The sequence below is a fragment of the Rhizobium sp. T1470 genome (genome assembly GCF_042140505.1).
GTDB classification, from domain to species: Bacteria; Pseudomonadota; Alphaproteobacteria; order Rhizobiales; family Rhizobiaceae; genus Rhizobium; species Rhizobium favelukesii.
Genome location: NZ_CP148091.1, coordinates 282501 through 307736, shown reverse-complemented (window position 1 = coordinate 307736; position 25236 = coordinate 282501). Strand labels below are relative to the sequence as shown.

The following is a 25236-nucleotide window of genomic DNA, read 5'->3' as shown; positions in this document are numbered from 1 at the left end:
CCTCCTCAGGAAAGCCAATCTGGCAACTGTGCCGGAACACGCCCAGTCAGAGCCGCGGTAACGCAATCGGCAAGACTGCCGAAGCGAACGGCGCGACCGGAAAGGCCGGGGCCGTAGTGGGCATACTTGCCCGAATTCGTCATCAGGGCGCGGGTGCGCGTCGGGAACACCGGCTCGGAAATCGAACACCAGCAGAGATCGGGCAACACCTGTACGCCTGCGTCCTCCAATCTGCTTAGTAAGCCTTCGTTGCGCGCCGCGCTGATGACTTGCCGACCGGCGGTGACGATCACCGTGACATCGGAGTGCCGGATGCGGTCAGCAAGCATATCTGCCAAGGCACGACATTCGCTCAGAGAGGCATGAGGGCTGCCGATGGCGACGAGTTCTACTTCCTCCGGCCCTTCATTGAGAACCGTCCAGGCCGCGGCCATGTCGGCGCGCGAGATGAAGGCGCGATCGGCGCTATCGGGTGCCGCGTCGGTGGCCTCAGGAGTGACGCCCTCCACATGCAGCATGGGTGCTGCGGACGTGGTGCCAAAAGCGGCGCAAAGGGCCTTGAGATCGTCCTGCGAAGGCTGCGCGGGACTGAGACCGCGCAGAAGCGGAATGCGGTCCGGTGCTGCGCGACCGGCGAGATAGCCGATCAGCGGCCAGAAGGCGTCATCGACGTTCTCAGGCAGTTCGACATCGACGATACGCCGCGCCTTGCGGTGCTCGTCGAGATAGACACCAGATAGCGGTGCGCGGGCCGTCAGCGCTATGCAGAGATCGAGGAAGTCGGGGTGCTTTGCCGTCCTCGCCCCGAGGACCGTGTTGGCGAAGATCACCGCGTTAGATTCCGCCCATGCAATGGATTCGCCTGCCTTTGGCGCGCTGTCGAGCAGGTAGGGAGAGCAGGTGAACGTCGGCCGACAGCCCATGCGGACATAGGCATCGGCAAGCCGCGCGGCCGGGTCGCCGAAGGTCGACGGTACGCCCTGCGCTTGCCAATTGGCGCGATCCACGGAAATGGCGTTCATGGTCGTCGGCACGCAAACCAGCGCCCCCATATCCGCCATCCTCTCCGCAAAGGTGAGATTTGCCGGGCTGGCGTAGATACAGCCGTCAATATGGCCCTGCGTGACATCCACGAGCCCATGCGCACCTTGCTGCGCCGCCATGGCGCATATGATGCGCATGGCCTGCTGCACGGCGATACCTTGCCGTCCGTCAAGCATGGCGCGATCGGCTTCGGTGAGGTCGAGCGCAGCGGTCGCCGGAGGAGCCATCGAAATCTCCAGCCCGTCCGCCACAACCGCCGTATCGCGGATCTCAGCCGTCTTCGCGCGGGAGAGCGCCGCAAAGGCTTCCGGCCCGAGCCTCAGGACAGGCAACGGCTTGCCGAACATTTCGGATGCGATTAGCGCGCCGAGCGTCAGCACATCCTCAGCCTCGGAAAAAACCAAGGCTGCCGGTGCACGCCCTGTCAGGACGAGGTCAAGGAGCACGCCGGAACCCGTGCAGGACCCGCGGCTCGACGGCATCATCAGGATGCCGTCCGTCAGGCAGGTCCCGTGAAGCGGGTGGTGCACGTCGATCACGCTGCCGGTCGCCGGATCGACCCCACCCCAGAAGCTCAAGGCCTCCTTGGTGGCGATGACGGGACCTTTGGCGGAGCCTCCGAGAATGCTGCGATCGAGTGCTGATTTTTTCATTTCACGCGAATCCTTGAGCGGAGAGATGACGGTCACCAACGGGGGCGTTGCGAACCAACATCGCGGTTGGCACGCTGTGGGCCTCCATCAGAATCTTTGCGGCGAGAAGAACGCGATGTCGATGGCGGGGTTCTTGCCTGTCAGCAGATCCGCGACGATCCGCGCGGTCCCTGCCGACTGAGTGAGGCCGAGATGGCCGTGACCGAAAGCATAGACAACCCGGTGGCTGTCGCGGGCATGGCCGATGGCGGGCAAGCTGTCGGGCAAGGATGGGCGGAAGCCCATCCACTGAACGCCACCTTGCGGCTTCAGGCCGGGCAGGAAACTCCCGGCCTTCTCCAGCATCGCTTCCGAGCGACGGAAGTTCGGCGCGAGCTTGAGCCCCCCGAGCTCGACGGCACCGCCGATACGGATACCCGTCGATAGCCGGGTAACGACGAAGCCGTGACCGCCGAAGGTAACCTGGGTGCGCAAGTCGAAAGCCTCGGGAGGAAGGGTGGTGTTGTAGCCCCTCTCCGTTTCCAGCGGAATGTTCTCGCCGATGGTGCGGGCTACTTGATGGGAATAGGCGCCTGCCGACAGGACCACGCGCGCGGCACGTCGCGAACCGCCGCCGGTGCTCACAACATCGACGCCGCCCTCTACGGGACGCAACGCCGTTACCTCCGCGCGCTTGATGGTGCCGCCCATGGCGCGGAAGTGGCCCGCCAAGGCAAGGGTATAGAGCTTGGGATCTGCGATGGAGTGCCAGCCCGGCGTGAAGGTGCCATGGGTAAAGCGCGGCGCGAGGCCGGGCTGGATCTCAGCCATGCCGACAGCATCGAGGTGATGGAACTCAACGCCGTGCGCTTCCCGCGCCTTCCAGCCGGGAAGCGATGCGTTCAGCTCCGCTTCGCCCTCGTAAACCTGGAGATTGCCGTCCTTGCGCAGCATGGCTGCGGTGCCGGTCTGCTGCAGAAACGGCTCGAGCTCTGCCTTCGAAAGATCCATCAGCGCGGTTTGCGCCGCTGTGGAATGTGCGACACGGCCCGGCGCACAGGCACGCCAGAACCGGAACATCCAGGGCGCGATCTGCAAGGCATAGGCAGGCGGGACCGACAGTGGACCGAGCGGATCGAGAAGCCACTTCGGCGCTTTCTTCAGAATGCCAGGCGAGGCAAGCGGCAAGATGTCGGTGAAGGCGAAGGCGCCGGCATTGCCTGCCGATGCTCCAGCAGCGGGACCCTCTCGGTCGAGTACGACCACCGAAAGCCCTCTTGCCTGTGCTGCGATCGCCGCCGATAGGCCAACGACCCCCGCGCCGACCACGATGACATCAGGTCCGGCCATCAGCGCACGCTCGCCAGGAACTTCTGCGTTTCAGGATGCTGCGGCGCGCCGAAAATCTGATCGGGCGTACCGATCTCGGTCATAATGCCCTGATGGAAGAAGGCAACACGCTTGGATACGTCCCGAGCAAAGGCCATCTCGTGGGTGACGCAGATCATCGTCATTCCCTCTTCGGCGAGCATCTTCAGTGTGTCCAGCACTTCGCCAACGAACATGGGATCCAGCGCTGACGTCACCTCGTCGAACAACATGTATTCCGGCGACATGGCAAGCGCACGGGCAATCGCCATGCGCTGCTGCTGGCCGCCCGACATGCGGTTCGGATAGACCTCCAGCTTCTCGCCGAGGCCAACATGCGTCAACTGCTTGACGGCAATCTCCTCGGCTTTGTCCTTCGACAGGCCGAGAACCTTGCGGGGCGCCAGCATGACGTTTTCCAGTACGGTCAGATGCGGGAAGGCGTTCCACTGCTGGAAGACGATCCCGACCTTGCGACGAAGCTTGTTGAGGTCGGTGCTCTTGGCATGAACCTCGGTGCCGTCGATTACGACGCGCCCCGAATCGATAGGCTCCAGCCCGTTGATGCAGGTGAGCAGCGTCGACTTGCCCGAACCGGAACCGCCGATGACGGTGACCACTTCGCCTTTTTGGACGATGAGGTCGATGCCTTTCAGAACCTCCAACGGGCCAAAGGATTTGCGAACGTTTTCAATCTCAATCATTGGGGGACCACCGTTTTTCGAGATACCCGCCAATCCGGGCGATGGGGAAGCTGATGATGAAGTAGACGGCGCCGCAGATCATCAAGATGAACAGCGGCTCCTGCAGCCGGGTAACGAGAATCTGCGAGGCGCGCAGCAACTCGATAAGGCCAAGCCAGAGCACCAGCGCGGAATCCTTCATGACGCCGAGCGTCAGACCAATCCAGGACGGCAGCGAAACGCGGGTGGCAAGAGGCGTAACGATATAGCGCATATCCTGCCACCAGGTCATGCCGAGCGAGCGAGCCGCACGACGCGTGGTTGGTGGCACCGAGGAAATGCCGCCGCGCACGATCTCCGTGCAATAGGCGGCGGTATAGAGCGACAGCACCACGCAGGAGGTCGTGAACGGAGGCCAGCCAAGCCGCATGATCGACTGGAGTGCATTGCCAAGCACAAGCTGGATCAACAAAGGCACCGAGCGGAAGACGTCGAGCGCGAAGGTCAGCGGTGCGGACCAGTAGGGCCCGAGTTCGACGCGGATCATTCCGAAAAGGATTCCGAGGAGGGTGCCGGCAGCGACCGAAACGGCTGTGACCGCAAGCGTCATCCCCGCGCCTTGCGCCAGGAAGGCCAGATCACCCCAGGTGAGGGCAGTATTGAACATCTCTCACCTCTCTCAGTAGCGAAACATACGCCAGGCGAGCGCCCGGGTAGCAAGGGTCAGAACCTTGGCGATGACGTAATAGATCACGGCAGCCAAGGCGAAGAATTCAAAGGTGCGGAAGGAGCGCGCATTCAGTTCCTGGGTCACGCCGGCAAGGTCGGTGTTCATGCCGACGGTCACGCCGAGCGACGTCATTAGAACTGCCCAGACCATTTGGTTGGTCGCCGGCAGAAAGGCCACGCGCAGCATCTGTGGCAAGACGATCAGGCGAAAGGTCTGCATCGACGTCATGCCAAGCGAGCGCCCGGCCCGGGTCTGCGTGTCTGGGATCGCCTTCAGTGCGCCGCGAAAATTTTCAGCCAGGTAGCCGCCGTTGTTGAAGGCAATGCCCACCAAGAGCGCGGTCGATGGAGTGAGGTGAATGCCGAAATTGCCAAGGCCAAAATGGGCCATGTAAATCTGGAACAGCGCAGGCGTATTTCGGGCGATCTCGACCCAGGCCATGGTGAAGCCGCCAAGGATGCGGTTGCCGGATAGCCGGAACAAGGTCAGCGCGATCGCGCAAGCCAGTCCGATGACCATGGACAAGAGCGCAATCTGCAGCGTGACCAGCGCACCATCAAGCATCTGCGGCAATGCTTTGAGGGCTTGGTTCCAGTGGAAGGTGTAGTTGAACATGACCGTCTCACCTTTTTGTAAAGCTGCGGCGCGAGGGATCGCCTCGCGCCGCGGGAGAAACGGTCAGATCAGCGGTATACGCCATTGACCGCGAGAGACGGTACCTCGCCGCCGACCCACTTCTTGTAGAGTTCGTCGTAGCGGCCGGTGCGAACCTGCTGGTTGACGAACAGGTTCAGGTAGTTGATGAGGCCGTATTCCTCACGGTTGGTGAAGAGCGCGACGTAGTCGATGTCGAAGGGCGCCTTGCCGACCACTGAGATACCCGCGAACTTGCCGGTCTTGACGTTCGCTTGCGCCACGGTCGAGGTGGAAACGGTGGCATCGAGCTGACCTTGGCTCAGCGCCAGGAATACGTCGGCCTGGGTCTGGTAAGGACGGAACTCGCCGGTACCCCAAGCCTTGACCTGCTGCTCGAGTGCGATCGCTTCATAGGTGCCGGCCGTGGCGCCGACGACCTTGCCCTTCATGTCTTCGAAGGACTTCACGCCCGACTTCTCATTGGCGGTAACAGCCATCTCGAAAGCAAAGTAGGGAACCGTCATGCCGACGGTCTTGGCGCGTTCGAGGGTGTCGGACGTGGAGGCAACGCCCACGTCGACGCGGCCGGACATCAACGCCGGAATACGTTCAGGGAACGGGGTCTCAACGATTTCGGCAGTTACGCCCAGCGCCTTGGCCAGATCGTTGCAGTAGTCCACGTCGAAGCCGATCGGATTGTTGTTCTCGTCGCGCGAACCCATCGGCGGGAAGTCCAACACGACAGCGCAACGCAGCGTGCCCGAACCGATGATATCGTCCAACTTGTCAGCCTTGGCCGGGCTGGTCAGAAGGGTGGTGGCGGCCAGAAGGCCGAAGGCGAGGACCGAGGATTTCATCTTTTTCTCTCTCCCAGAGTTGGATTGTCCATTGGCGGATGAGGCGCACTATTCCCCGTCAGCGCGCGCAAATCAATATCAAAATACATGCAGTATACAAAAAGTATAAGATTATCGATATTCATGTCGACAAAAAAGGGCGGCCAAATCGTGGCCGCCCTTGCTATTTCTATCGGCAGTAGGGATCAGCCGAGAAAATCTTCCGGCAGAAGCTCTTCGGACATGTTCTGGTACGAGACCGGTCGCAGGAAACGCCGGATCGACATCGTGCCGACGCTGGTGGCCCCAAAGTTGGTCGACGCCGGATAGGGCCCGCCATGGACCATGGAATCGACCACCTCGACCCCAGTGGGGAACCCGTTAACCAGCACGCGTCCGGCCTTGCGCTCCAGCACGGGACGCAGGCGGCGCGCGTCAGCAAGATCGCCCGCATCCATATGGATCGTGGCCGTCAACTGGCCTTCGAAGCCGCGCGCAAGCTGCTCCATCTCATCGATTGTCTCCACGCGCACCACGAGACCGAGCGGTCCGAAGACCTCTTCGCCCAGAGCGTGATCGGCGAGGAACTGCGCGCCCGTCGTCTCGAATAGGTTCGGGGCGGCAGAACGGTTGGAGGTTTCGCCGACGAACAGCGGCTTGACCGTATTGCGGGTTGCAAAGCGCGCCTTCCCATCCTGATAGGCCTTCGCGATCCCATCCGTCAGCATCGTCTGCGGCGCCACCTTGCCGAGTGCCTCGACCGTCGCGGCTACGAAGCGATCGGCGTCGGCACTCTCGGTCACTACAGCGATCCCAGGGTTGGTGCAGAACTGACCGGCGCCCATCGTCAGCGACGCCGCCCAGCCCTGGCCGAGCGTCTCGGCACGCGCCCTCAACGCTTCGGGCAGCAGAAACATTGGATTGACAGAACCGAGCTCGCCAAAGAACGGGATCGGTTCCGGTCGCGTGGCGCAGAGATTGAAGAGGGCGCGGCCGCCGGCGAGTGAGCCGGTGAAGCCGACCGCCTTGATCCGTGGGTGCTGCACCAGCGCATGGCCAACTTCGCGGCTGCCGCCCTGGATCAGCGAGAATACGCCCGGATGGACACCCGTCTTGCGGATGGCCACCTCGATGGCCTGCGCGACAATCTCACCGGTCCCTGGATGCGCCGAATGGCCCTTGACGACGACAGGGCAACCTGCCGCCAGCGCGGCCGCGGTATCGCCACCAGCAGTTGAAAAGGCGAGCGGGAAGTTCGAGGCGCCGAAGACGCCAACCGGGCCGATCGGGCGCTGGATGAGCCGGATCTCCGGCCGCGGCGCGGGTTGTCGGTCGGGCAGCGCGGCATCGAGACGGCGATCGAGATATTCGCCCTTTTCAATATGATCGGCGAAAAGCCGTAACTGGCCGGTTGTGCGACCCCGTTCGCCCTGCAGGCGCGCTTCCGGCAGACCGGTTTCCTGGCTACCGATCTCTGTGATCGCCTCGGCGCGAGCCTCGATCTCGTCAGCAATGGCACGCAGGAACGCCGCTCGCTCCGCACGAGTGGAGTAGCCGTAGCTCCAGAATGCATCTTCGGCAGCTTCACATGCGCGATTCACCAGGTCTACCGTGCCGACGGCGAACCGATGCACTGGACCATGCGCCGGCGCGGATGCAAAAGTACCAACTCCGTCGAGCCATTCGCCAGCGACGAGGTGTTTTCCATTGGGAGTGAAGACCATCTGCGATTCCTTTCTTGAGAGCCCGGGGTGCTTTACGCGAAAATCCATCCGCAGGCGAATTGCACGCGTCGGATCTTTGTATACTCTATGTATTTATAACATCAACACTCGATCGCCTTTGGCGGCCGGGCCATCCATGAGAGACACAAGATGAGCGATAACACCACCCTGACCGTCGCGGCACTGCAGGAGCGGGTCGATGCGATCTTCCGCAAGGCCGGCCTCAACGAGATCCAAGCCGGCGCACTCGCTCGCGTGATCGTGGCCGGCGAACGGGATGCCTGCAAATCGCATGGCATCTACCGGATCGAGGGTGCGCTGCGCACCGTGAAGGCGGGCAAGGTGAAGCCGGATGCGGTGCCGGAACTGCTGCTGCAGGAAGGCTCGGCGATTGTGAAGGTCAATGCTAAGGGCGGCTTTGCCAATCCGGCCTTCGAACTCGGCCTGCCGGCACTCGTGGAGCGTGCCGGCTCCTGCGGACTTGCAGCACTCGTCATCAACGACTGCACGCATTTCTCCGCGCTCTGGTCGGAAGCTGAAGGACTGACCGAACAGGGACTTGCCGGCCTGGTCATGTGCCCGAGCTATGCAACCGTTGCACCGACCGGCGGCAACAAACCGCTGCTTGGCACCAACCCCTTCGCCTTTGCCTGGCCGCGCGTCGGCCAGTCGCCCTATGTCTTCGATTTTGCAACCTCGGTCGCCGCACGCGGGGAGATCGAACTGCACCGGCGGGCCGGCAAGCCGTTGCCTGAGGGCTGGGCGATCGATGCCGACGGCAATCCGACGACCGATCCGGAAGCCGCACTGGCCGGCGCCATGCTCCCCTTCGGCGGACACAAGGGGTCAGCCATCGGCACGATGATCGAGCTGCTGGCCGGCATCATGATCGGCGACCTGACAAGCCCCGAGGTGCTCGACTATCTCGGCACGACGACGCTTGCCCCTTTCCACGGCGAGTTGATCATCGCCTTCTCCCCCGAAGCCTTCGCCGCCGGCCGGCCAGGCAATCCATTTGCGCGGGCAGAGACACTGTTCGAGGCGATCGTCGGCCAGGGCGCCCGCCTGCCCTCGCAGCGCCGCTATGTGGCGCGCGCAAAATCCGAAGCCGATGGCATTACGCTCACCGACGCCGAAATCAAGCAGCTCGAGCGGTTGTTCGCACTCGGCTTGGAGGCGGTGGCCTGAGCCACGGCTTCACACTGCCGACGATGCAAAAAGGCCCTCCAAACGGAGTAATGCAGTTCACTTAGTGAGCTGCGGGCAAGTTTGATGGTTCAGGATGGGGATTCGTTTTCCCATCCTGTTTTTGTTTGTGATGTCACGCACCCTTGGACATTCGGCCGAATTATCGGCTCTTTCGCAGGCGATCGACCCGGACTGGATCGCTCAGGCTCTCGCCACGACAGGCAAGGCGAGCATCCGCAAGCGCAAGCTGCCAGCCGAGCAGGTCGTCTGGCTGGTGATTGCGTTGGCCCTTTATCGTCATCAGTCGATCCCGGAGGTGGTGGCCCATCTTGATCTGGTTTTGCCCGATGAGGTCAACGCGGATATTGCCAAGAGCGCGTTGACACAGGCACGGCAGCGCTTGGGTCAGGCACCGTTGGCGCAGTTGTTTGCAATGAGTGCATCATGCTGGGATGAACGCCACCAATCCGGGCGTGCCTGGCGGGGTCTTTGTCGTTATGCCGTGGACGGCAGCACGCTGCGGACGTCCGACAGCCCGGAGAACCGGGCGCATTTTGGAGCGCAGGCCTACGCGTCTGGTGTTGTCGCAAGCTATCCGCAATTGCGGCTGCTGACGCTGACGGCGCTGGCGACGCATCTGGTGCGTGATGCGGTGTTCGGAGCCTATGGCACAAACGAGATGCTCTATGCCAAAAGCCTGCTCGACCGGGTTCCGGACCATTCGCTGACGGTCTTCGACAAGGGCTTCTTCAGTGCCAGCCTTCTCTTGCAATTGCAGACGAAGGGACATGAGCGTCACTGGCTGATTCCGGCCAAAGCCAACAGCACATGGGAACGACTGGATCCGCACCCCACCGATTATCGGGTGCGCATGAAGGTCTCGCCCCAGGCGCGGCAGGCAGAACCGGACTTGCCGGCCTTCTGGGAGGTCAGGGCCATCGAGACGACCACCAGCCATGGCAAAAAGCGCATATTGTTGACATCGCTGATGGACAGACAAACTTATCCGGCAAGCGAAATCGGTCCATCAGTATGAAGAGCGATGGCGCATCGAGACAAGTTATCGCGAACTCAAGCAGGAGCTTCTCGGTAGCGAACTGACCCTGCGAAGCGGCACGCCGGAGACTGTCTATCAGGAGGTCTGGGGCGCGTTGCTGGCCTACAATCTGGTGCGGCTCGAAATGGCAGAGGTCGCGACCGAAGCCCAAGTCGAGCCAACCCGACTAAGCTTTATCACAGCCCTGCATTACCTGCGTCACGAATGGGGATGGATGGCGATCGAAGCACCCGGCAAAATCCCCGCCCACCTCACCAGATTGAGAAACAGATTGGCAGACTTGCTGCTGACAGAAAAACGGGGGCGATCATGCCCCGTGTCGTCAAAAAACTGCCTGCCAGATACCCGATAAGAGCCGTAAGCAAACCTAAGTGAACTGCAGTACTGCGTAAGCGGGGCCTTTCAGTTTAGAGCCTTTGAAATCAGGCCTTGTATTTCTCAACAGCACCGGAAAGCTTGCTCCATTCAGCATACCAGGTGTTGAAGAGCTTGAGTTGCGCCTCGACGTAGCCACGCTGGCTGTCCGTCAGGACGTCGGTTTCGTTGAAGTGCAGTGTGTATTCCTTGTCTCCCTTCAGCACCATCATGTGTTTGAAGAACAGCACGAGGTCCGGACCTTCGTCAAACGAGGAGAGAACGGCAAGCGCTTGCTCGAGCTCCAGCGCCCGCTGGCGGGCATCGGCATTGCCGGCAGCGGCGGCTTTGGCGAGGTTGCAGAGATGCAGCACTTCCTTCGGCAGGACGTTGCCGATGCCAGTGATGGCACCCGTCGCACCGCAGTTTACGGAGCCGTGGAAGACGGCCGTGTCGACGCCGATCATCAACGAAACGCCATCATCTCGGCTGGTGATGTTTTCTGCGGCATAACGCATGTCAGCGGCGCCGCCGAATTCCTTGAAGCCGACGAGGTTCGGATGCTCGGCACGCAGCGCGAAAAACAGATCCGCGCGCGTGGCGAAGCCATAGTAAGGGCTGTTGTAGATGACCGCCGGAAGATCAGGCGCAGCCGACAGGATCGCCTTGAAATGCGCCTTCTGGGCCGCAATCACCGAGCCACGCGACAGGACGCGTGGGATGACCATCAGGCCCTGCGCCCCAACCTTCTGGGCATGGGCCGCGTGCGCAACAGCAGAGGCGCTGTTGACGGCGCCGGTACCAACGATGACCGGGATGCCGGCCTTTACCAGGCGCTCGACGCCTTCCATGCGCTGCGCGTCGGTCAGGAGCGGCCAGTCACCCATGGAGCCGCAGTAAACGACGGCCGACATACCCTGCGCAATCAGCTCTTGTCCCTTGCGGACGAGGGCATCGAAGTCGGGGGTACGATCCTCCTTGCAGGGGGTCATCAGAGCCGGAATCACACCGGAGAAAATCTTGGCCTTCATTGCGAAACTCCTGTTGCCTGGCGGACGGACAGGGATCGACGCGCCACTGGCGCCGGTCCCCGCGTCTTCGAGAGCCGTTATAGCACTTGCATATTATTTGTCGACAAAAATTATGCAGCCTGTCAAAGGGTGATATCCAGCTTTCCGCCGCGGGCAAAAAGCTTCTGTATTTGCTGTACGATCTGCTCGGCATGGATCGTTGCCAAGCGATCGGCGGCTTCGCTGTCGCGCGCGGCGATGACGGCGATAATGTCCTCATGCTCATCAACAAAACGCTGTGGCAGGCGATCCTCATAGGATTGGTAGTAGAGCCGCAGGATGCGCCGCCCCTCATCGAGAAGGCGATTGAAGAGGCCGGTGAAATAGGCGTTGCGTCCGGCCTCGGCGATGGCCGAATGGAAGGCGGCGTTGGTGGCAATCATCGCCAAAGCATCCTGCGCCGCCACGGCGGCGGCGAAGTCGGCCTGATGCGCGCGGATCACCTGCAAATCCTCGGCGCGGTGATACTGGGCGGCCAGGCGTGTGGTCACGCGATACATTAGTACCAAGGCATCGAAGAAGGTGTGCATGTTGAGGAAATCAATGCTCGAGACCATGGTCGAACGATTGGGCAGCGTGTCGATCAGCCCTTCGCCCGCCAGTCGCACCAGCGCCTCACGGATCGGCGTGCGCGACATCTTGAACCGCTCGGCCAGTTGCACCTCATCGATCGGGCTGCCGGGCGGCAAAACCAAGTCAAGGATCTCATCACGCAAGAGGTCGTAGACCATCTTGACGCCGGAGCCGCGCTTGCGTTCGGGAGTGGAATTCGTGTCGGTATCAGTCATCCTAGAATCCTCTTGTCGACAAAAGGAATACTTTTTCTCGCGCGCGGGATCAATAGCGCCGGCAACCCCGGCGAGTGAATGGGCACGACGTCACGGGAAATAGACAAAAGGGGCCGCGGCACCCATTGACAACGTGATAGACTGCCAGCGACGCTTTCGTTGGTGCCAGCCTTGCGTTTCGGCTGGATAGTCTGATTTAAGTGCTCATTTATCGCCCTAGTTTAGCATCGCAGGACGCCCACTCAGGCGAACCATGTGTCGCGGAGTAGAGACAGGATGCGGATCAGTACGATCACCAACTGGGCATACGCCGTCACGGTTATGCTCACCATTCTCTCAGGCAGAGCGTTCATTTTGTCCGCCCATAGCGCCGTTCGCGAACGAACCGCGGTCGAGACCCGCCGGCAGCTCGACGAGCTTGTTGATGAGCTGGCCGTAGCAGCCGAACAGACCACCGAAGACGCTCGTTTGTTCGTGATGCGAGGAGAGGAGCGCCATCTTCAGGCATTTCGCAGCGCTGAAGGAGAGGAACGCGCTCGCGAACACGCAATCAAGGGCTTGAAGTCGACCGACCTGTCGCCACAGGAGCTCGTTGCGCTACGCCGGCTGGAAAGTGATGCGGAAGCACTGGACCAGATCGAGGAAAAAGCGATTGCCGACTACGCAAACGGCAATCGCGACGGTGCGCGGCAAACCCTTTTTGGACCGGAGCACGAACGCTTGCAGACCGACCTCCTCGCCAGTGTTCAGCATTTTATCGATCTTGTCGCGACCCGCGCCGACGGCGAGTTCGCTGGCGCAAGAGCGCGAACCGATCTCTGGGATACCATAGCCAAGTCCATGTTAGGGCTGACCGCCGCCGTCTTCATCGGCGTCCTGTATTTTGTCTTGAAGCGTCGGGTGGCAACGCCACTGCTCCGAATGACCGGGATCGTCAATCGACTGGCGAAACAGGATTACGACGTCGAGGTGCTTCCCGACAGTCGCCGCGACGAAATCGGCGAGATGAACGAGGCGATCCAGATCTTCCGAGACAATGGCCTGGAACGAGAGCGCCTGGATGCCGAGCGGCGGCGTGACCAGAAGACGAAGGATCACATCCTTCACTTGATGCATCGGCTTCAGGCCTGCCAGCAGCAGGAAGAACTTGCCGAGGTCGTTTCCCTTTTCGCGCCCCAGATCTTTCCGCACCTCGCCGGACACTTGTACCTCATGAACGGCGGTCGGTCGGCACTGACCTCCGCCAGCCGTTGGCTTCAGCCCAGCCGGTCGCACGACGTGTTGGCGCCGGCGGAATGCTGGGGATTGAGACGCGGCAGACCCCATGTCAGCGACCATTCTCGCGACGATGTACCCTGCCAGCATCTGGAGGAGGGGGACGATGCGTGCATCTGCATACCGCTGTCCGCCCACGGCGATACGGTCGGGCTCCTCTATTTCGAGGGAACGGATGGCGGCAAGGCCATGGTGACTGCAAGGCTCTACATCGAAATCATCGCGGAGAATATCGGACTGGCGATCGCTAATCTGCAGCTTAGAGACCGACTGACACATCTTGCCATAAGAGATCCCCTCACAAGTCTTCTGAACCGCCGCTCGCTGGACGACGAAATGAACCGGCTACGCCGAGACACCGTGGATCGCCCGACGGCCTGCTTGATGGTCGACATCGATCACTTCAAGCGCTTCAATGACGAGTTCGGACACGATGCCGGCGATCATGTGATGCGGCAGGTCGCGACACTCATGGCCGACACGGCCGGCAAGTCAGGTTCGGTCTACCGCTTCGGCGGCGAGGAGTTCACGATTGTTCTGCCCGAGGCAACGGGGAGGTCTGCCATCGATATTGCAGAGAAGCTTCGTAGCGCAGTCGAGGCCGCGCCCGTCACCTATCAGGGGCGGCCGCTGGGGACTGTGACCGTGTCAATCGGGATTGCCTCGACGGAAGATGGCAAGCCGGCCGCCACTCTGCTGCAAAGAGCAGACGCTGCCCTGCTTCGGGCGAAATCGGAGGGCAGAAACATTACTCTCGTCGACGGGTCCGACGGATCACCCAATCACCGCCTTGCCGGGTAGGCCTTCACGGCGTCCGCTGCGGCAAGCACACACCTCCGCCTTCCACTGAAGGCGGCACCGCTGCTGCAAGCCCGATGCCAGAGCGCAAGACCTTGAGGCCGACTCAGCCTGCGATACTGCTTGCCCGGCGCGCCAGATTTCAGGTGTAACCAATTTCCTCGTTACTGAAATCATCGCGAAACCGCGCCCTCCCACATCGCGAACCTCAACGAGCCTGTCGCCGCCGTCATAAAAAGGGGACGTTCAGCGGGTGCTTGGAGCGCGAGTGTCTCCTAATGAAACCATCCGCTGCAGCGCGGCGGACATTAAGTCGGCAGTTCGTCGCCAAGCTTCGCGCCCGTCCGAAAGGCGCTGCTATAGCGATCGGTATGGGATCTCGGATGGCCTTGAAGCTTCAATGGTCAAGTGCTTAGTGGCGATCGAAGCTGCCTGGAGAATTCGCTCCTTCTGCAGGCTGGGGCCGATGACCAGGGTATCAATCCCAATGTTCGTCCGTCCCTGGCTATCTTGACCCAGATCGAGGTCGACCTCGAAGTACGGCACCAGCATCGTTACCGTCCCACGGACTTTTACAGACGGATGGTCAAGCGGCACAAACTTCGAAATGATGCGCCATTCGCATTCCTCGCGAAAGGACGGATCCTTAAAGGCACATGCCAGTTGCTGGTAGCGGGTGACGATCTGGTTTGCAAACTCCTCGACCCGCTCATCGTCCAACGTGGTGGTGGCATCGATCGTCGTCAAAGAATGAACTATGAATTCCTTAGCGAGTGCTGCTTTTTGGCTTTGCTCATAGATGCACTTAATCAGGCGGAAACCCGACCTATTCGCAATCCTTTGCAGGTCACCGACAACAAACCCCAGGCATACACCCCCTCCGGCACCATAGCCCCTCCACTGGCTCAGGAGGTCATCGTCCTCCGCAAACGACGCTGTGTAGACATATCCCTGCTTGAAGTAATCAACGAGAGAGGCAACCCGAAGCAATATGGCCTGATGTCCTGAGGATGCGTTTTTTGCGCGGGCTTCCGCTTCTGTCCTTAGATAGCCGAGGCCGTAGGCGAACTCCTCTGAATCATTCAGATAATGGATATTTGTCGCCCATATCACTTTCGAGCCGACAATACCCAGAAACCCTTGAAGCGTTGTGTAGTGGAAAAGCCGCGGCCGCCTTGTCGCACTAACCCTGCCGGGCGATGTCGGCAAAAGGGACAGGTGATTATCAATCAGGTTTGGCATCGGTCGAGCTCCGTTGGGGGCAGAACCACTCTACTCGTCCCGGGTCGGAATGTGCGTCCGCCTCTTATCGGCGAAGCGACCTGGTTTAATTTTCCCGATCAACATGTGGCGATCCCGACATTCCCAGACAGGATTGCTTGCCCATACCGAGGAACCGCCTTCCGGCATTTCACTTACCTGTTGTAAAGGATACTCTACTCTAAGAGACTATCGTCCCACAACCAGGACAAGAAACATTCGTTGAATGCTGTCAGGCTTGCCGAGATTGTAAGGGAGAAGTGTGTACGGAACTTCCAGACCCTTTTCGTGACTGCAAAATTTCCTATGTCGGCACTGCCGTTGCAGGGCGTTGCTGGTGGGCCTCCTCAGTTCGGCAGTCGTGCGCCAATTGCCAGAAAACGACATTGCCGATCGAGATCCAGTCCGAGGTGAATCTCGATAGCATCACCTTTGTCAGAAGCAATGATCGACTTGCGACGGTAATCGGGAACACAAATGCCACCCCGAGGGGAGGGCAGAGGCGCTACGTATCAACACGAAATCGAGGTCTCTTGGCAATGCTGCCGGCCGGTCGACTTCCCAACTATCAGCCCCGGGGGAAACTCCGGAAGGCTGAAGGCAGTCGAGGCTGCCCGAATCGCGCCGCAGATCTAGGGCGGTGGTGGTGCCGCGTCGCCCTCGCCACCGGCTCCAAACAGCTCAACGACCCATTGGCTGGATGGATGATGACGGCAAAACGTCAGCAAGGCGATCGAGATCGGGACGCCGATGAATGCACCGAATATTCCCCAAAGGTAACCCCAGGCGAATACGGAAAACAGCACGATGACGGGCGAAAGGGACAGCGCGTTGCCCGAGACACGTGGCTCGATGTAGCTGCCGATCGTAAATTGTATGAGATTCAGTCCCAGGAAGATCGCCAGTACCGACTGCCAGCTGTCGAACTGAATGAGGGCAAACATCGTGGGGAACAGCGTTGCTACCAGCGGTCCAATAAACGGGATATAGTTCAGGGCGAATGCTATGGCACCCCATTCCTCGGCGAGGGGCAGACCGACCGCGCGTGCGAAAAGCCATACAAGCAGCCCGGTTGCGATGCTCATCACCGTCCTGATAGCCATATAGCGTCGAAGTTTCTGCGCCGTTTGGCGGCGGCCGTCCAGGAGGAGTTTTCTCGCGACCTGACTTCGCATTCCGGCAATCCTGCGCTCGAAATCCTCGACCTCCATTATTCCAAGCAGAACGTATGTCAGTGCGATCAGCCAGAAGCTGAAGGCGCTGTTGACGCGGCTGCTGACGGTCTGAACGGCGCGCAGGATGGAAGCCGTTGAGAAGCTGTCGGCCGAAAGCACCGCAACGACGATGCCGTGGTCCTCAAGCCATAGACGGATTTCCTCGTAATGCTGCTGGAAGCGCGACGCGTCGGCAATGACCCACCGCCCCACCTGCCCGAAGGACCAGGCCACGATCCATGCGAAAACCACGAAGGCCATCACGACGACGAACAGGCTAACGAGGAGCGCGACATATCGCGGAACAATCCTCTGCATGCGCCGCTGCATAGGCCACAGAAGAGCAATCACCAGGAGGGCAAATGTCAACGGAGCAAGAACGGTCTTTGCCATAGAGAGCATGGCAACGAGGAGAAGCACCGCAATCAGAACCGGGGTTGCAGGAACCGTTCTCCGTGCCAGCATCGTTTCCTCGTCGCCTAGAGTGTATTCTTGAAGATCCGTCCATCCTTGATGACGACACTCAGCTTCCATTGCGGATTTCAATCGTCCTAAGGTAATCAAGCGGATTGCCGTCCCAGACTAGCATATCGGCGAACGCGCCTTCTTCGATGACGCCGAGTTTTCCGGCATACGGCGTGCGCAGGCTTGAAAGCTCGAGAAGATCCGCATTGCCCGACGTCGCCATGCACAATGCCTCGGTATTGGTGTACCAGTTGGCCAGATGGGTCAGAATGGTGTTCTGGCGGGGCGTCAACGCGGGAGAGAACAGTCGCTTCAATTCTCCCACATCATCGGCATTGGCAGCGCTTCCCATCCTTGCCCAATCGGAACATGGCGTCCTCCGAACCAGCGGCCCCTGGAATACAACCAGGAACGTAGCACTGTATATGAGCGGAATCTACTACTTGACCGTTTATAAATCTCCGTGCCCGATCTCAATCGGCTTGACCAGCAGGCGGTCGATCTCGCTGATCATAGGTACCGATCAGCGCCGGATTCATCACGCACTAGGCCAGGCCGACAATCAAGTTCACTCGCTTGTTTCCGATGTCAGAATGTGATGGTCTGGCCAGACGCAAATCCGAGCTTTCGTCGCAAGCGTTCACCTTCACAGGAATGGTTGCATGCGCAAACTGGCTGCTGTTCTCTGCATCGATGTCGCCAGTTACAGCTCGTCTCTCACGGTGATCTCCCGCGCGACGTCCTTCAGCATGAAGGCTCAGAGCGCGCGAGCGATCGCGCAGCAGCTGAATGTAGCCTATGTGCTCGAAGGCAAGGTACGCAAGGCAGGTGAACGAATCCGCCTTTCCGCGCAGTTGGTCGACGGGACAAACGATGCGACCGTCTGGGCCGAGCGCTTCGACCGGGATATCAAGGACGTCCTGGCGCTGCAGTCAGACCTCGCAAAGGCCGTCGTTGAGGCGCTCCGGCTTCGCCTGCTGCCCGCAGAACGCCAGGCGCTCGAGCGTTATGCCCCGACCGACCCCGAGGCGTACAAGCTGTTTCTTCTGGCACGGCAATACAATATCACGGGATCGGAGCGGCACTTGCCGCTGATCATCCGGCTCTGCCGCCGCGTGACCGACTTGGAACCGGGCAACGCGCGTGCCTGGGCACTTCTTGGCGAAACGCTCAATCGCCTCAGGCGCAGCATCGGTGGCACCGAGACGGGCGAAGCGGAAATCGACCGCGCCCTCGAACTCGATGCCGGCCTCGCCAGCGCCCACGCCGGAAAGGCGCTGCTGTTTCTATACAGGGGACAGTTTGAGGAGGCGGAGCGCCAATGTGCGATCGCCCTGCAACTCGAGCCGGACGACTACGCCGCCAATCTGGCCGCTGGGCGGACCTTTGTCATGCAGCGCCGGTTCAACGACGCCATTCGCTATTTTGAGCGGGCTGCGGCGCTGGCGCCCGCAGACTACAACGCCGCCGCGATGGTCATCCAATGCTACCAGGGCGAGGGCGACGAGCAGGCGGCGCTTGACGCCTGTCGCCGTGCGCTAGTGCGCATCGAGCGCATCGTCGCTGCTGAACCCGACCATAGCGGCGCAATCGGGCATGGGGCCGGTATCCTTGCGCTCCTCGGCGATCGCGAGCGAGCCCGCGAATGGGCGTCACGCGCCAGCCTCCTTGAGCCCGACAACATTCAGCTCCAGTCAAATCTTGCTTGTGCATGGGCAATAAGTGGTGATGCCGCATCGGCGCTGGATGCACTCGAGCGCATTGCGCCGAAGATGAGCCCTGAATTGCTAGTGTGGATGGAAAACGACAACGACTTGGACAGCTTGCGTTCACTGCCGCGTTTCGCTCAAATCATACTTGCAGCAAGATCTCGCTTCCGGGATGGGACTTGGCCGGACTGCGCCCCCTAACGTAAACGCATTTGGTCGCAAGCATCGTTGACTTTGGGGACTCCGCCGCTGGAGAGCGGAGCCCGGCAGCGCGATCGGGGATGATGTCGCTGGCCCTCACCTTTGCCAGATCGAGTTAACTTCGCCATCATCCATGCGCAGCGCCGGACGGTCATCCAGCGGGCAGCGGGTAACGCCGGCTTCCTGCGGAAACTTGCCCAGACCGCCAGGAAGCGGGACTTATGCCTGCGGGAATAGGTCTGAAACGTTGGGCAGAGGGAGGCATGGCTCTTGTGGCTTTTTGATCTCTTGTCAAAGCAAAAGGTCCGCCTCCAAAGAGACGGACCAATTTCAGCCTAGTCGATGTTGCCTGTCGCGACCTATTACTTCTGCGACACGATTAGCCTGCGTGGCAAAATTTAAGAATATCCTAATGCAGGGTCGCCTTATGACGAAAATCGCCGTCTGCTGACGGGCACGCCGTGGTGGTGACAGTGATAAAGGTCTCCTATGGGACCGGCGCGCATGGCGCGCTCCCCTGAAATTCGTTTCGGATCCAACTTGTGTAAAGTAGCCTGTCGATTACGCTTCGGTCATCCGTGGATGACTTACTATCAATGTCGAAGCAGAAGGTTGTCTCCTTCAAACCGCGCGGCAATCGATGTCTAGTGACCGGGCTCGTTTCCTCTTGCGTCTTCCGGGTCTCGACGCGCGAAACCAGAGCTAAAGGCGGCGCGTCGTAAAAAGACAAATAAATGTCGTCTATTAGATATCACGAAATTAAATGAAAGTTAAGGTGCGGCGTAACGAAATAAAACGCGCGCAAATCGCGCCGGGAACGCATCAAATGACTCCGTCCGAATACAGGGCGGCGCTTGCTGTCACTGGGCTGACAGCAAGCGTCGCCGCAGAGCTTTTTGGCGTCGATGAACTCACGAGCCGCCGGTGGGCGTCGGGTGAACAGCCGGTGCCCCGTGCGGTCGCACTCAGCCTGTGGCTGATAGCATCTTATGGCGTTTCCATAGCCCAAGCACGAGTTCTCTCAGAAAGTCCGAGGTTACCAAAATCGGCTTGAACGCTCACGTGCGGAATTCTCGGTGAGCGCCCTTAATAGCTGCAGGAGCGGCCGTTACTGGGTCTGAATCCATCCGCGCAGGCTGGGTTTAGCGGATAATCTCTGTTGATATGCTGCAGTAAAACCCTGATGACCACGGTTTGCAGGCGTTGTGCAGGCCGAAATGATGGTAGAAAGACCGATCAGCGCTCCAGCCGCTAGAAATGCCAGAAATCGGTTTATCTATGCGTCTCCTTGAGAGGTGATTTCCTACCCTGAGCGCGCAATCTATCACGCCCTCCCAAGTGCACGGGAGGTCATCATGCAGGTTCCGAGGCAATCCGCCCCCGCATTCCGAAATCATCCCGCCCCCCAGGCTCAATCTGCCCATTGCCGAATGCGTTGCCTTGAGGACTCCCGAAATGGGGTTCTCTCGGCATCAAGCGCAGGAGCGATGATCATCATGGTGCCTGATCTGGTTTAGCCTACTCCAGATGTTCTTGGCCGCTGCGATTGCGTTTTGACGGACCTTCACGCCGTTCGGGACTTGATCGCAACCTCGATAGTGGGCACGAGTACGTGGCATTGAGGCGGGCAAGACGGAACAGGAAGTCGTCGATTTTTGGCCGGTGGCTTGAGAACCCAGCCAAGGCATTTCAATCGAATGCTACACCGCCTCGACGTGAATCGAACCGCAGAGCTGCCGTGGAGCAGTGCGGGAACAAAACTGCAGGCCTACAGATGCACTCTGCACTTCATGCAGTTGACAGGCCGGGACGTTTCTTTCATCTGGAGCGCCAGATCAGGAGCCTTCTCACATGACCGTTACCGTACGCCCCGCGACGCCTTTAGACGCGGCAACGATCCTGCGATTCGTCCGCGAATTGGCCGACTATGAAAAGGCGATCCACGAGGTCGAGGCGACCGAGGAGAGCACACGCGCGGCGATCTTCGGCGACGGTTCTGTCACGCATGCGCTGATCTGCGAACGCGAAGGCCAAGCGATCGGCATGGCGGTCTATTTCTTCAGCTATTCGACTTGGCAGGCGAAGAACGGCCTTTATCTGGAAGATCTCTACGTAACACCGGACGCGCGCGGCTCGGGGGCCGGCAAGGCACTGCTGCGGCGTCTTGCACAGATCGCGCTAGAGAAGAGCTGCGGCCGCTTTGAATGGAGTGTGCTCGACTGGAACGAATCTTCGATCCGTGTCTATGAGGCGATCGGCGCGGAGCCGCAGAAGGAATGGATCCGCTATCGGATGGCGGGAGAGACGCTGGCGGCGTTTGCCCGCGGCTAGAATTCTCTATTTTTCTTTGCCTCAGCGCTCTGCTTCTAATGGCTACGTCTAGTATAATTTGGCTTGTCGGAACCAAGGGGAGCCTTTGATCGTGCATATCGCCAAGCTATCAAGCAGAGGGATAAAAGCAGAGAAAGGCGCATTTGCTACCGATAAAATATAGCTTTGCGTACACGGCAGACTTATGTGGTTTGCCTGCCCGTTCGGGTTAAATGCTCTATTTGGATAGTGCTACTAGCGTACCGAACCGCTATGGTCGTTGATTACCTGAACGTCCGTTCTTGACGCAAGCGGAAAATGTCTCCGTCCGATCCATAATTCCGTAAAATCGCTTGGGAAGGGTGGCTTCGTAGAGGCAATCCCTTCGATCAAGTAACGCCCAACCTCTTCCAAGGCGAGCCACACTGGTCGGATGGTCGGATGGTCGAAAGGCGTGGCTGGCAGTAAAGTCCTTCCTCTGCATTGCCGCAGCCGAGGACGGCGAAGTCTGCCGGAACATTGATCCCCAGCCGCGTAAATTCCTCGATACGGTCATCTGCCGTGAAGTCGTGAAGTCGGAATCGAGCACGACGGATGCGCCAGGATCGCCAGCGCATCTGGGTCTGGTTATTTTGGTTGGTTGGGAAGATTTGGTTGCGGGGGCAGGATTTGAACCTGCGGCCTTCAGGTTATGAGCCTGACGAGCTACCGGGCTGCTCCACCCCGCGCCAAGGGGACGTTGTCCCCGGAAGTATACGCTCTGCGTTATGGTGTTCAAAGCGGAAAGGACCGCTTTGGGCGGCCCTTTGTTTTCGGCTTGGGCCGTTTGTTGTGATGAGAAGATTGTATGTTGCGTTTAGCAGACCTGGCAGCGACCGACTCTCCCGCGTCTTAAGACGAAGTACCATAGGCGCTGGGGCGTTTCACGGCCGTGTTCGGAATGGGAACGGGTGCAGCCGCCCCGCCATGACCACCAGGTCAGCGAAGCGCAACAATTGAGAAGCTGGCAGAGGTCTTGCGACCTCTTTTTTCCGGGCGAACATTTGATGTTCGCCGGGTGAACACGTCTTAACATCACCTTGAGCGGACAAGCGCCTTGCGCTTGCCGGGGTCGGGACGAATGCTTTGCATTCGCCCTGTGATGAGCATGGTCAATGAGAACGATCAAGCCAATCGAGCTATTAGTACCGGTAAGCTTCACACATTGCTGCGCTTCCACACCCGGCCTATCAACGTGGTCGTCTTCCACGGCTCTGATAGGGAATACTCGTTTTCAGGTTGGTTTCCCGCTTAGATGCCTTCAGCGGTTATCCATTCCATATGTAGCTACCCTGCTATGCCCTTGGCAGGACAACAGGTCCACCAGAGATATGTCCATCCCGGTCCTCTCGTACTAGGGACAGATCCTGTCAATATTCCTACACCCACGGCAGATAGGGACCGAACTGTCTCACGACGTTCTGAACCCAGCTCACGTACCGCTTTAATTGGCGAACAGCCAAACCCTTGGGACCTGCTCCAGCCCCAGGATGCGATGAGCCGACATCGAGGTGCCAAACAACCCCGTCGATATGGACTCTTGGGGGTCATCAGCCTGTTATCCCCGGCGTACCTTTTATCCGTTGAGCGATGGCCCTTCCACGCGGGACCACCGGATCACTATGACCGACTTTCGTCTCTGCTCGACTTGTCAGTCTCGCAGTCAGGCGGGCTTATGCCATTGCACTCGACGACCGATTTCCGACCGGTCTGAGCCCACCATCGCGCGCCTCCGTTACTCTTTCGGAGGCGACCGCCCCAGTCAAACTACCCACCATACACTGTCCCGGATCCGGATAACGGACCGCGGTTAGACATCCATGACGATAAGGGTGGTATTTCAAGGATGGCTCCACGGAAACTGGCGTCCCCGCTTCAAAGCCTACCACCTATCCTACACATGCCGACACGAATGCCAGTGTAAAGCTATAGTAAAGGTGCACGGGGTCTTTCCGTCTGACCGCAGGAACCCCGCATCTTCACGGGGAATTCAATTTCACTGAGTCTATGTTGGAGACAGCGGGGAAGTCGTTACGCCATTCGTGCAGGTCGGAACTTACCCGACAAGGAATTTCGCTACCTTAGGACCGTTATAGTTACGGCCGCCGTTTACTGGGGCTTCGATTCAAAGCTTGCACCTCTCCTCTTAACCTTCCAGCACCGGGCAGGCGTCAGACCCTATACGTCGTCTTGCGACTTCGCAGAGCCCTGTGTTTTTGATAAACAGTCGCTACCCCCTGGTCTGTGCCACCCCACCATACTTGCGTATCATGGGGTCACGCTTCTTCCGAAGTTACGCGTGCAATTTGCCGAGTTCCTTCAACATAGTTCTCTCAAGCGCCTTGGTATACTCTACCTGACCACCTGTGTCGGTTTCGGGTACGGTCTATACGGTGGAGCTATTTCCTGGAACCGCGTCCCTGCCCAGACAATCCAATAAGTCTGAACAAGTTGAGCAATCCGTCACTACCACCAGGCCCACGAATATTAACGTGGTTCCCATCGACTACGCATTTCTGCCTCGCCTTAGGGGCCGGCTAACCCTGCTCAGCTTAACTTTAAGCAGGAACCCTTGGTCTTTCGGCGAGAGGGTCTCTCACCCTCTTTATCGTTACTCATGTCAACATTCGCACTTCCGATACCTCCAGGACCCCTCACAGGTATCCCTTCACAGGCTTACGGAACGCTCCGCTACCACGTGTATTGCTACACATCCTCAGCTTCGGTGCATGGCTTCAGCCCCGTTACATTTTCGGCGCAAAGACCCTTATTTAGACCAGTGAGCTGTTACGCTTTCTTTAAATGATGGCTGCTTCTAAGCCAACATCCTGGTTGTTTTGGGATCCTCACATCCTTTCCCACTTAGCCATGACTTGGGGACCTTAGCTGGAGGTTAGGGTTGTTGCCCTTTTCACGACGGACGTTAGCACCCGCCGTGTGTCTGCCGACTAGTACTCCCCGGTATTCGGAGTTTGGTTAGGATCAGTAAGACGGTGAGTCCCCATAGCCCATCCAGTGCTCTACCCCCGGGGGTATTCGGTCGACGCTCTACCTAAATAGATTTCGCGGAGAACCAGCTATTTCCGAGTTTGATTGGCCTTTCACCCCTAGCCACAAGTCATCCCAATCTATTGCAACAGATGCGGGTTCGGTCCTCCAGTTGGTGTTACCCAACCTTCAACCTGCTCATGGCTAGATCACTCGGTTTCGGGTCTAATGCAACAAACTAAATCGCCCTATTCAGACTCGCTTTCGCTTCGCCTACACCTACCGGCTTAAGCTTGCTTGTTACACTAAGTCGTTGACCCATTATACAAAAGGTACGCCGTCACCCTTGCGGGCTCCGACTGTTTGTAGGCATCCGGTTTCAGGTTCTATTTCACTCCCCTTGTCGGGGTGCTTTTCACCTTTCCCTCACGGTACTTGTTCGCTATCGGTCATGCACGAGTACTTAGGCTTGGAGAGTGGTCTCCCCATGTTCAGACAGGATTTCTCGTGTCCCGCCCTACTCTAGGACAATCAAAGCATCTACGCGTACGGGGCTGTCACCCGCTACGGCCAAACTTTCCAGATCATTCCGCTTTAACTTTGATTGCCACTGGCCTGGTCCGCGTTCGCTCGCCACTACTTGCGGAGTCTCGGTTGATGTCCTTTCCTGCAGGTACTTAGATGTTTCAGTTCCCTGCGTTCGCTTCTTACACCCTATTTTATTCAGGTGCAGATACCTTATCACAATGCTTAGAAACCACTCGGGTTCTAACGCCGGACAACCGCGACGCGCTACCGCGCTGTACAGGAACTTCCCATACAGGACGTTAGTCCGTCGGCGACCGTTCGCCGTAACGTTGGATCATA

The 25236-nt window shown here is 59.2% G+C and carries 19 protein-coding genes, 1 tRNA gene, 2 rRNA genes and 2 pseudogenes (1 of these 24 cut by a window edge); 7 read left to right on the top strand and 17 right to left on the bottom strand.

The window, feature by feature from the left end; all coding sequences use genetic code 11:
* Positions 1 to 5 precede the first annotated feature (5 nt).
* The 7 genes from WGT02_RS01450 to WGT02_RS01420 all read right to left on the bottom strand — a co-directional run bounded on the left by WGT02_RS01450 (position 6) and on the right by WGT02_RS01420 (position 7653).
* On the bottom strand, positions 6 to 1697 hold the full coding sequence (locus WGT02_RS01450) for an aconitase X (RefSeq protein WP_024316228.1): 1692 nt from the start codon (positions 1695 to 1697) through the stop codon (positions 6 to 8).
* Between the two features lie 87 nt (positions 1698 to 1784).
* Positions 1785 to 3026: an FAD-binding oxidoreductase gene (locus WGT02_RS01445; RefSeq protein WP_024316227.1), complete on the bottom strand. Its 1242-nt coding sequence runs from the start codon at positions 3024 to 3026 to the stop codon at positions 1785 to 1787.
* The gene (locus WGT02_RS01440) at positions 3026 to 3748 is read right to left on the bottom strand and encodes an amino acid ABC transporter ATP-binding protein (protein ID WP_208249358.1); all 723 of its coding nucleotides are present in this window, start codon (positions 3746 to 3748) and stop codon (positions 3026 to 3028) included. The genes WGT02_RS01445 and WGT02_RS01440 overlap by 1 nt, the downstream gene beginning before the upstream one ends.
* Positions 3741 to 4394: an amino acid ABC transporter permease gene (locus tag WGT02_RS01435; RefSeq protein ID WP_024316225.1), complete on the bottom strand. Its 654-nt coding sequence runs from the start codon at positions 4392 to 4394 to the stop codon at positions 3741 to 3743. The genes WGT02_RS01440 and WGT02_RS01435 overlap by 8 nt, the downstream gene beginning before the upstream one ends.
* Positions 4395 to 4406: 12 nt before the next feature.
* Positions 4407 to 5072, bottom strand: coding sequence for an amino acid ABC transporter permease (locus tag WGT02_RS01430; protein ID WP_024316224.1), 666 nt, complete (start codon positions 5070 to 5072; stop codon positions 4407 to 4409).
* A gap of 68 nt (positions 5073 to 5140) precedes the next feature.
* Complete coding sequence (locus tag WGT02_RS01425; protein WP_024316223.1) at positions 5141 to 5950, bottom strand: transporter substrate-binding domain-containing protein; 810 nt, start codon at positions 5948 to 5950, stop codon at positions 5141 to 5143.
* A gap of 185 nt (positions 5951 to 6135) precedes the next feature.
* Positions 6136 to 7653: an aldehyde dehydrogenase (NADP(+)) gene (locus WGT02_RS01420; RefSeq protein WP_024316222.1), complete on the bottom strand. Its 1518-nt coding sequence runs from the start codon at positions 7651 to 7653 to the stop codon at positions 6136 to 6138.
* A gap of 150 nt (positions 7654 to 7803) precedes the next feature.
* Between WGT02_RS01420 and WGT02_RS01415 the strand changes: the two genes are divergently transcribed.
* The 4 genes and pseudogenes from WGT02_RS01415 to WGT02_RS01400 all read left to right on the top strand — a co-directional run bounded on the left by WGT02_RS01415 (position 7804) and on the right by WGT02_RS01400 (position 10250).
* A complete protein-coding gene (locus WGT02_RS01415; RefSeq protein ID WP_024316221.1) occupies positions 7804 to 8841 on the top strand; it encodes an Ldh family oxidoreductase in 1038 nt (345 codons plus the stop codon).
* Positions 8842 to 8935: 94 nt separating this feature from the next.
* Positions 8936 to 9877 (top strand): IS4 family transposase, encoded by a 942-nt coding sequence (locus tag WGT02_RS01410; RefSeq protein WP_208249360.1) that lies wholly within the window; start codon positions 8936 to 8938, stop codon positions 9875 to 9877.
* Positions 9846 to 9950, top strand: a pseudogene (locus tag WGT02_RS01405) (hypothetical protein); the annotation flags it as partial. The gene WGT02_RS01410 and the pseudogene WGT02_RS01405, both read left to right, overlap by 32 nt.
* Positions 9951 to 9992: 42 nt before the next feature.
* Positions 9993 to 10250 (top strand): hypothetical protein, encoded by a 258-nt coding sequence (locus WGT02_RS01400; protein ID WP_263622909.1) that lies wholly within the window; start codon positions 9993 to 9995, stop codon positions 10248 to 10250.
* A gap of 70 nt (positions 10251 to 10320) precedes the next feature.
* On the opposite strand, the gene WGT02_RS01395 is transcribed toward WGT02_RS01400, so the two are convergent.
* A complete protein-coding gene (locus tag WGT02_RS01395) occupies positions 10321 to 11283 on the bottom strand; it encodes a dihydrodipicolinate synthase family protein (RefSeq protein WP_208249362.1) in 963 nt (320 codons plus the stop codon).
* A gap of 122 nt (positions 11284 to 11405) precedes the next feature.
* On the bottom strand, positions 11406 to 12110 hold the full coding sequence (locus WGT02_RS01390) for a GntR family transcriptional regulator (RefSeq protein ID WP_024316219.1): 705 nt from the start codon (positions 12108 to 12110) through the stop codon (positions 11406 to 11408).
* Positions 12111 to 12386: 276 nt separating this feature from the next.
* Here WGT02_RS01390 and WGT02_RS01385 point away from each other — a divergent pair, with 276 nt between their 5' ends.
* The gene (locus WGT02_RS01385) at positions 12387 to 14186 is read left to right on the top strand and encodes a diguanylate cyclase (RefSeq protein ID WP_208249369.1); all 1800 of its coding nucleotides are present in this window, start codon (positions 12387 to 12389) and stop codon (positions 14184 to 14186) included.
* 354 nt (positions 14187 to 14540) lie between these two features.
* On the opposite strand, the gene WGT02_RS01380 is transcribed toward WGT02_RS01385, so the two are convergent.
* The 3 genes from WGT02_RS01380 to WGT02_RS01370 form a co-directional block, all read right to left on the bottom strand.
* Positions 14541 to 15425, bottom strand: a complete 885-nt coding sequence (locus WGT02_RS01380; RefSeq protein ID WP_024316217.1) for a DUF2971 domain-containing protein — start codon at positions 15423 to 15425, stop codon at positions 14541 to 14543.
* A 650-nt stretch (positions 15426 to 16075) separates the two neighbouring features.
* Entirely contained in the window at positions 16076 to 17122 is a 1047-nt protein-coding gene (locus tag WGT02_RS01375; protein WP_208249370.1) for an AI-2E family transporter, read from the bottom strand.
* Positions 17123 to 17180: 58 nt separating this feature from the next.
* Positions 17181 to 17474: a hypothetical protein gene (locus WGT02_RS01370; protein ID WP_024316215.1), complete on the bottom strand. Its 294-nt coding sequence runs from the start codon at positions 17472 to 17474 to the stop codon at positions 17181 to 17183.
* Positions 17475 to 17784: 310 nt separating this feature from the next.
* Here WGT02_RS01370 and WGT02_RS01365 point away from each other — a divergent pair, with 310 nt between their 5' ends.
* On the top strand, positions 17785 to 19032 hold the full coding sequence (locus WGT02_RS01365; protein WP_208249371.1) for a TPR end-of-group domain-containing protein: 1248 nt from the start codon (positions 17785 to 17787) through the stop codon (positions 19030 to 19032).
* 1086 nt (positions 19033 to 20118) lie between these two features.
* Here WGT02_RS01365 and WGT02_RS01360 read toward each other — a convergent pair.
* Positions 20119 to 20308, bottom strand: a pseudogene (locus tag WGT02_RS01360) (hypothetical protein).
* Positions 20309 to 20883: 575 nt separating this feature from the next.
* Here WGT02_RS01360 and WGT02_RS01355 point away from each other — a divergent pair.
* The gene (locus WGT02_RS01355; protein WP_024316213.1) at positions 20884 to 21363 is read left to right on the top strand and encodes a GNAT family N-acetyltransferase; all 480 of its coding nucleotides are present in this window, start codon (positions 20884 to 20886) and stop codon (positions 21361 to 21363) included.
* A 368-nt stretch (positions 21364 to 21731) separates the two neighbouring features.
* On the opposite strand, the gene WGT02_RS01350 is transcribed toward WGT02_RS01355, so the two are convergent.
* The 4 genes from WGT02_RS01350 to WGT02_RS01335 form a co-directional block, all read right to left on the bottom strand.
* Positions 21732 to 21959 (bottom strand): substrate-binding domain-containing protein, encoded by a 228-nt coding sequence (locus tag WGT02_RS01350; RefSeq protein ID WP_225039765.1) that lies wholly within the window; start codon positions 21957 to 21959, stop codon positions 21732 to 21734.
* 34 nt (positions 21960 to 21993) lie between these two features.
* Positions 21994 to 22070, bottom strand: a tRNA-Met gene (locus WGT02_RS01345).
* Between the two features lie 135 nt (positions 22071 to 22205).
* Positions 22206 to 22320 (bottom strand): 5S ribosomal RNA (gene rrf / locus WGT02_RS01340).
* 182 nt (positions 22321 to 22502) lie between these two features.
* Positions 22503 to 25236: ribosomal RNA gene (locus WGT02_RS01335) — 23S ribosomal RNA — on the bottom strand (it continues 168 nt past the right edge of the window).

Bases quoted from the DNA above. Each gene is read 5' to 3' on its own strand.
- WGT02_RS01450 (WP_024316228.1), bottom strand. From the start codon at position 1,697: ATGAAAAAATCAGCACTCGATCGCAGCATTCTCGGAGGCTCCGCCAAA.
- WGT02_RS01445 (WP_024316227.1), bottom strand. From the start codon at position 3,026: ATGGCCGGACCTGATGTCATCGTGGTCGGCGCGGGGGTCGTTGGCCTA.
- WGT02_RS01440 (WP_208249358.1), bottom strand. From the start codon at position 3,748: ATGATTGAGATTGAAAACGTTCGCAAATCCTTTGGCCCGTTGGAGGTT.
- WGT02_RS01435 (WP_024316225.1), bottom strand. From the start codon at position 4,394: ATGTTCAATACTGCCCTCACCTGGGGTGATCTGGCCTTCCTGGCGCAA.
- WGT02_RS01430 (WP_024316224.1), bottom strand. From the start codon at position 5,072: ATGTTCAACTACACCTTCCACTGGAACCAAGCCCTCAAAGCATTGCCG.
- WGT02_RS01425 (WP_024316223.1), bottom strand. From the start codon at position 5,950: ATGAAATCCTCGGTCCTCGCCTTCGGCCTTCTGGCCGCCACCACCCTT.
- WGT02_RS01420 (WP_024316222.1), bottom strand. From the start codon at position 7,653: ATGGTCTTCACTCCCAATGGAAAACACCTCGTCGCTGGCGAATGGCTC.
- WGT02_RS01415 (WP_024316221.1), top strand. From the start codon at position 7,804: ATGAGCGATAACACCACCCTGACCGTCGCGGCACTGCAGGAGCGGGTC.
- WGT02_RS01410 (WP_208249360.1), top strand. From the start codon at position 8,936: ATGGGGATTCGTTTTCCCATCCTGTTTTTGTTTGTGATGTCACGCACC.
- WGT02_RS01395 (WP_208249362.1), bottom strand. From the start codon at position 11,283: ATGAAGGCCAAGATTTTCTCCGGTGTGATTCCGGCTCTGATGACCCCC.
- WGT02_RS01390 (WP_024316219.1), bottom strand. From the start codon at position 12,110: ATGACTGATACCGACACGAATTCCACTCCCGAACGCAAGCGCGGCTCC.
- WGT02_RS01385 (WP_208249369.1), top strand. From the start codon at position 12,387: ATGCGGATCAGTACGATCACCAACTGGGCATACGCCGTCACGGTTATG.
- WGT02_RS01380 (WP_024316217.1), bottom strand. From the start codon at position 15,425: ATGCCAAACCTGATTGATAATCACCTGTCCCTTTTGCCGACATCGCCC.
- WGT02_RS01375 (WP_208249370.1), bottom strand. From the start codon at position 17,122: ATGCTGGCACGGAGAACGGTTCCTGCAACCCCGGTTCTGATTGCGGTG.
- WGT02_RS01370 (WP_024316215.1), bottom strand. From the start codon at position 17,474: ATGGGAAGCGCTGCCAATGCCGATGATGTGGGAGAATTGAAGCGACTG.
- WGT02_RS01365 (WP_208249371.1), top strand. From the start codon at position 17,785: ATGCGCAAACTGGCTGCTGTTCTCTGCATCGATGTCGCCAGTTACAGC.
- WGT02_RS01355 (WP_024316213.1), top strand. From the start codon at position 20,884: ATGACCGTTACCGTACGCCCCGCGACGCCTTTAGACGCGGCAACGATC.
- WGT02_RS01350 (WP_225039765.1), bottom strand. From the start codon at position 21,959: ATGCGCTGGCGATCCTGGCGCATCCGTCGTGCTCGATTCCGACTTCAC.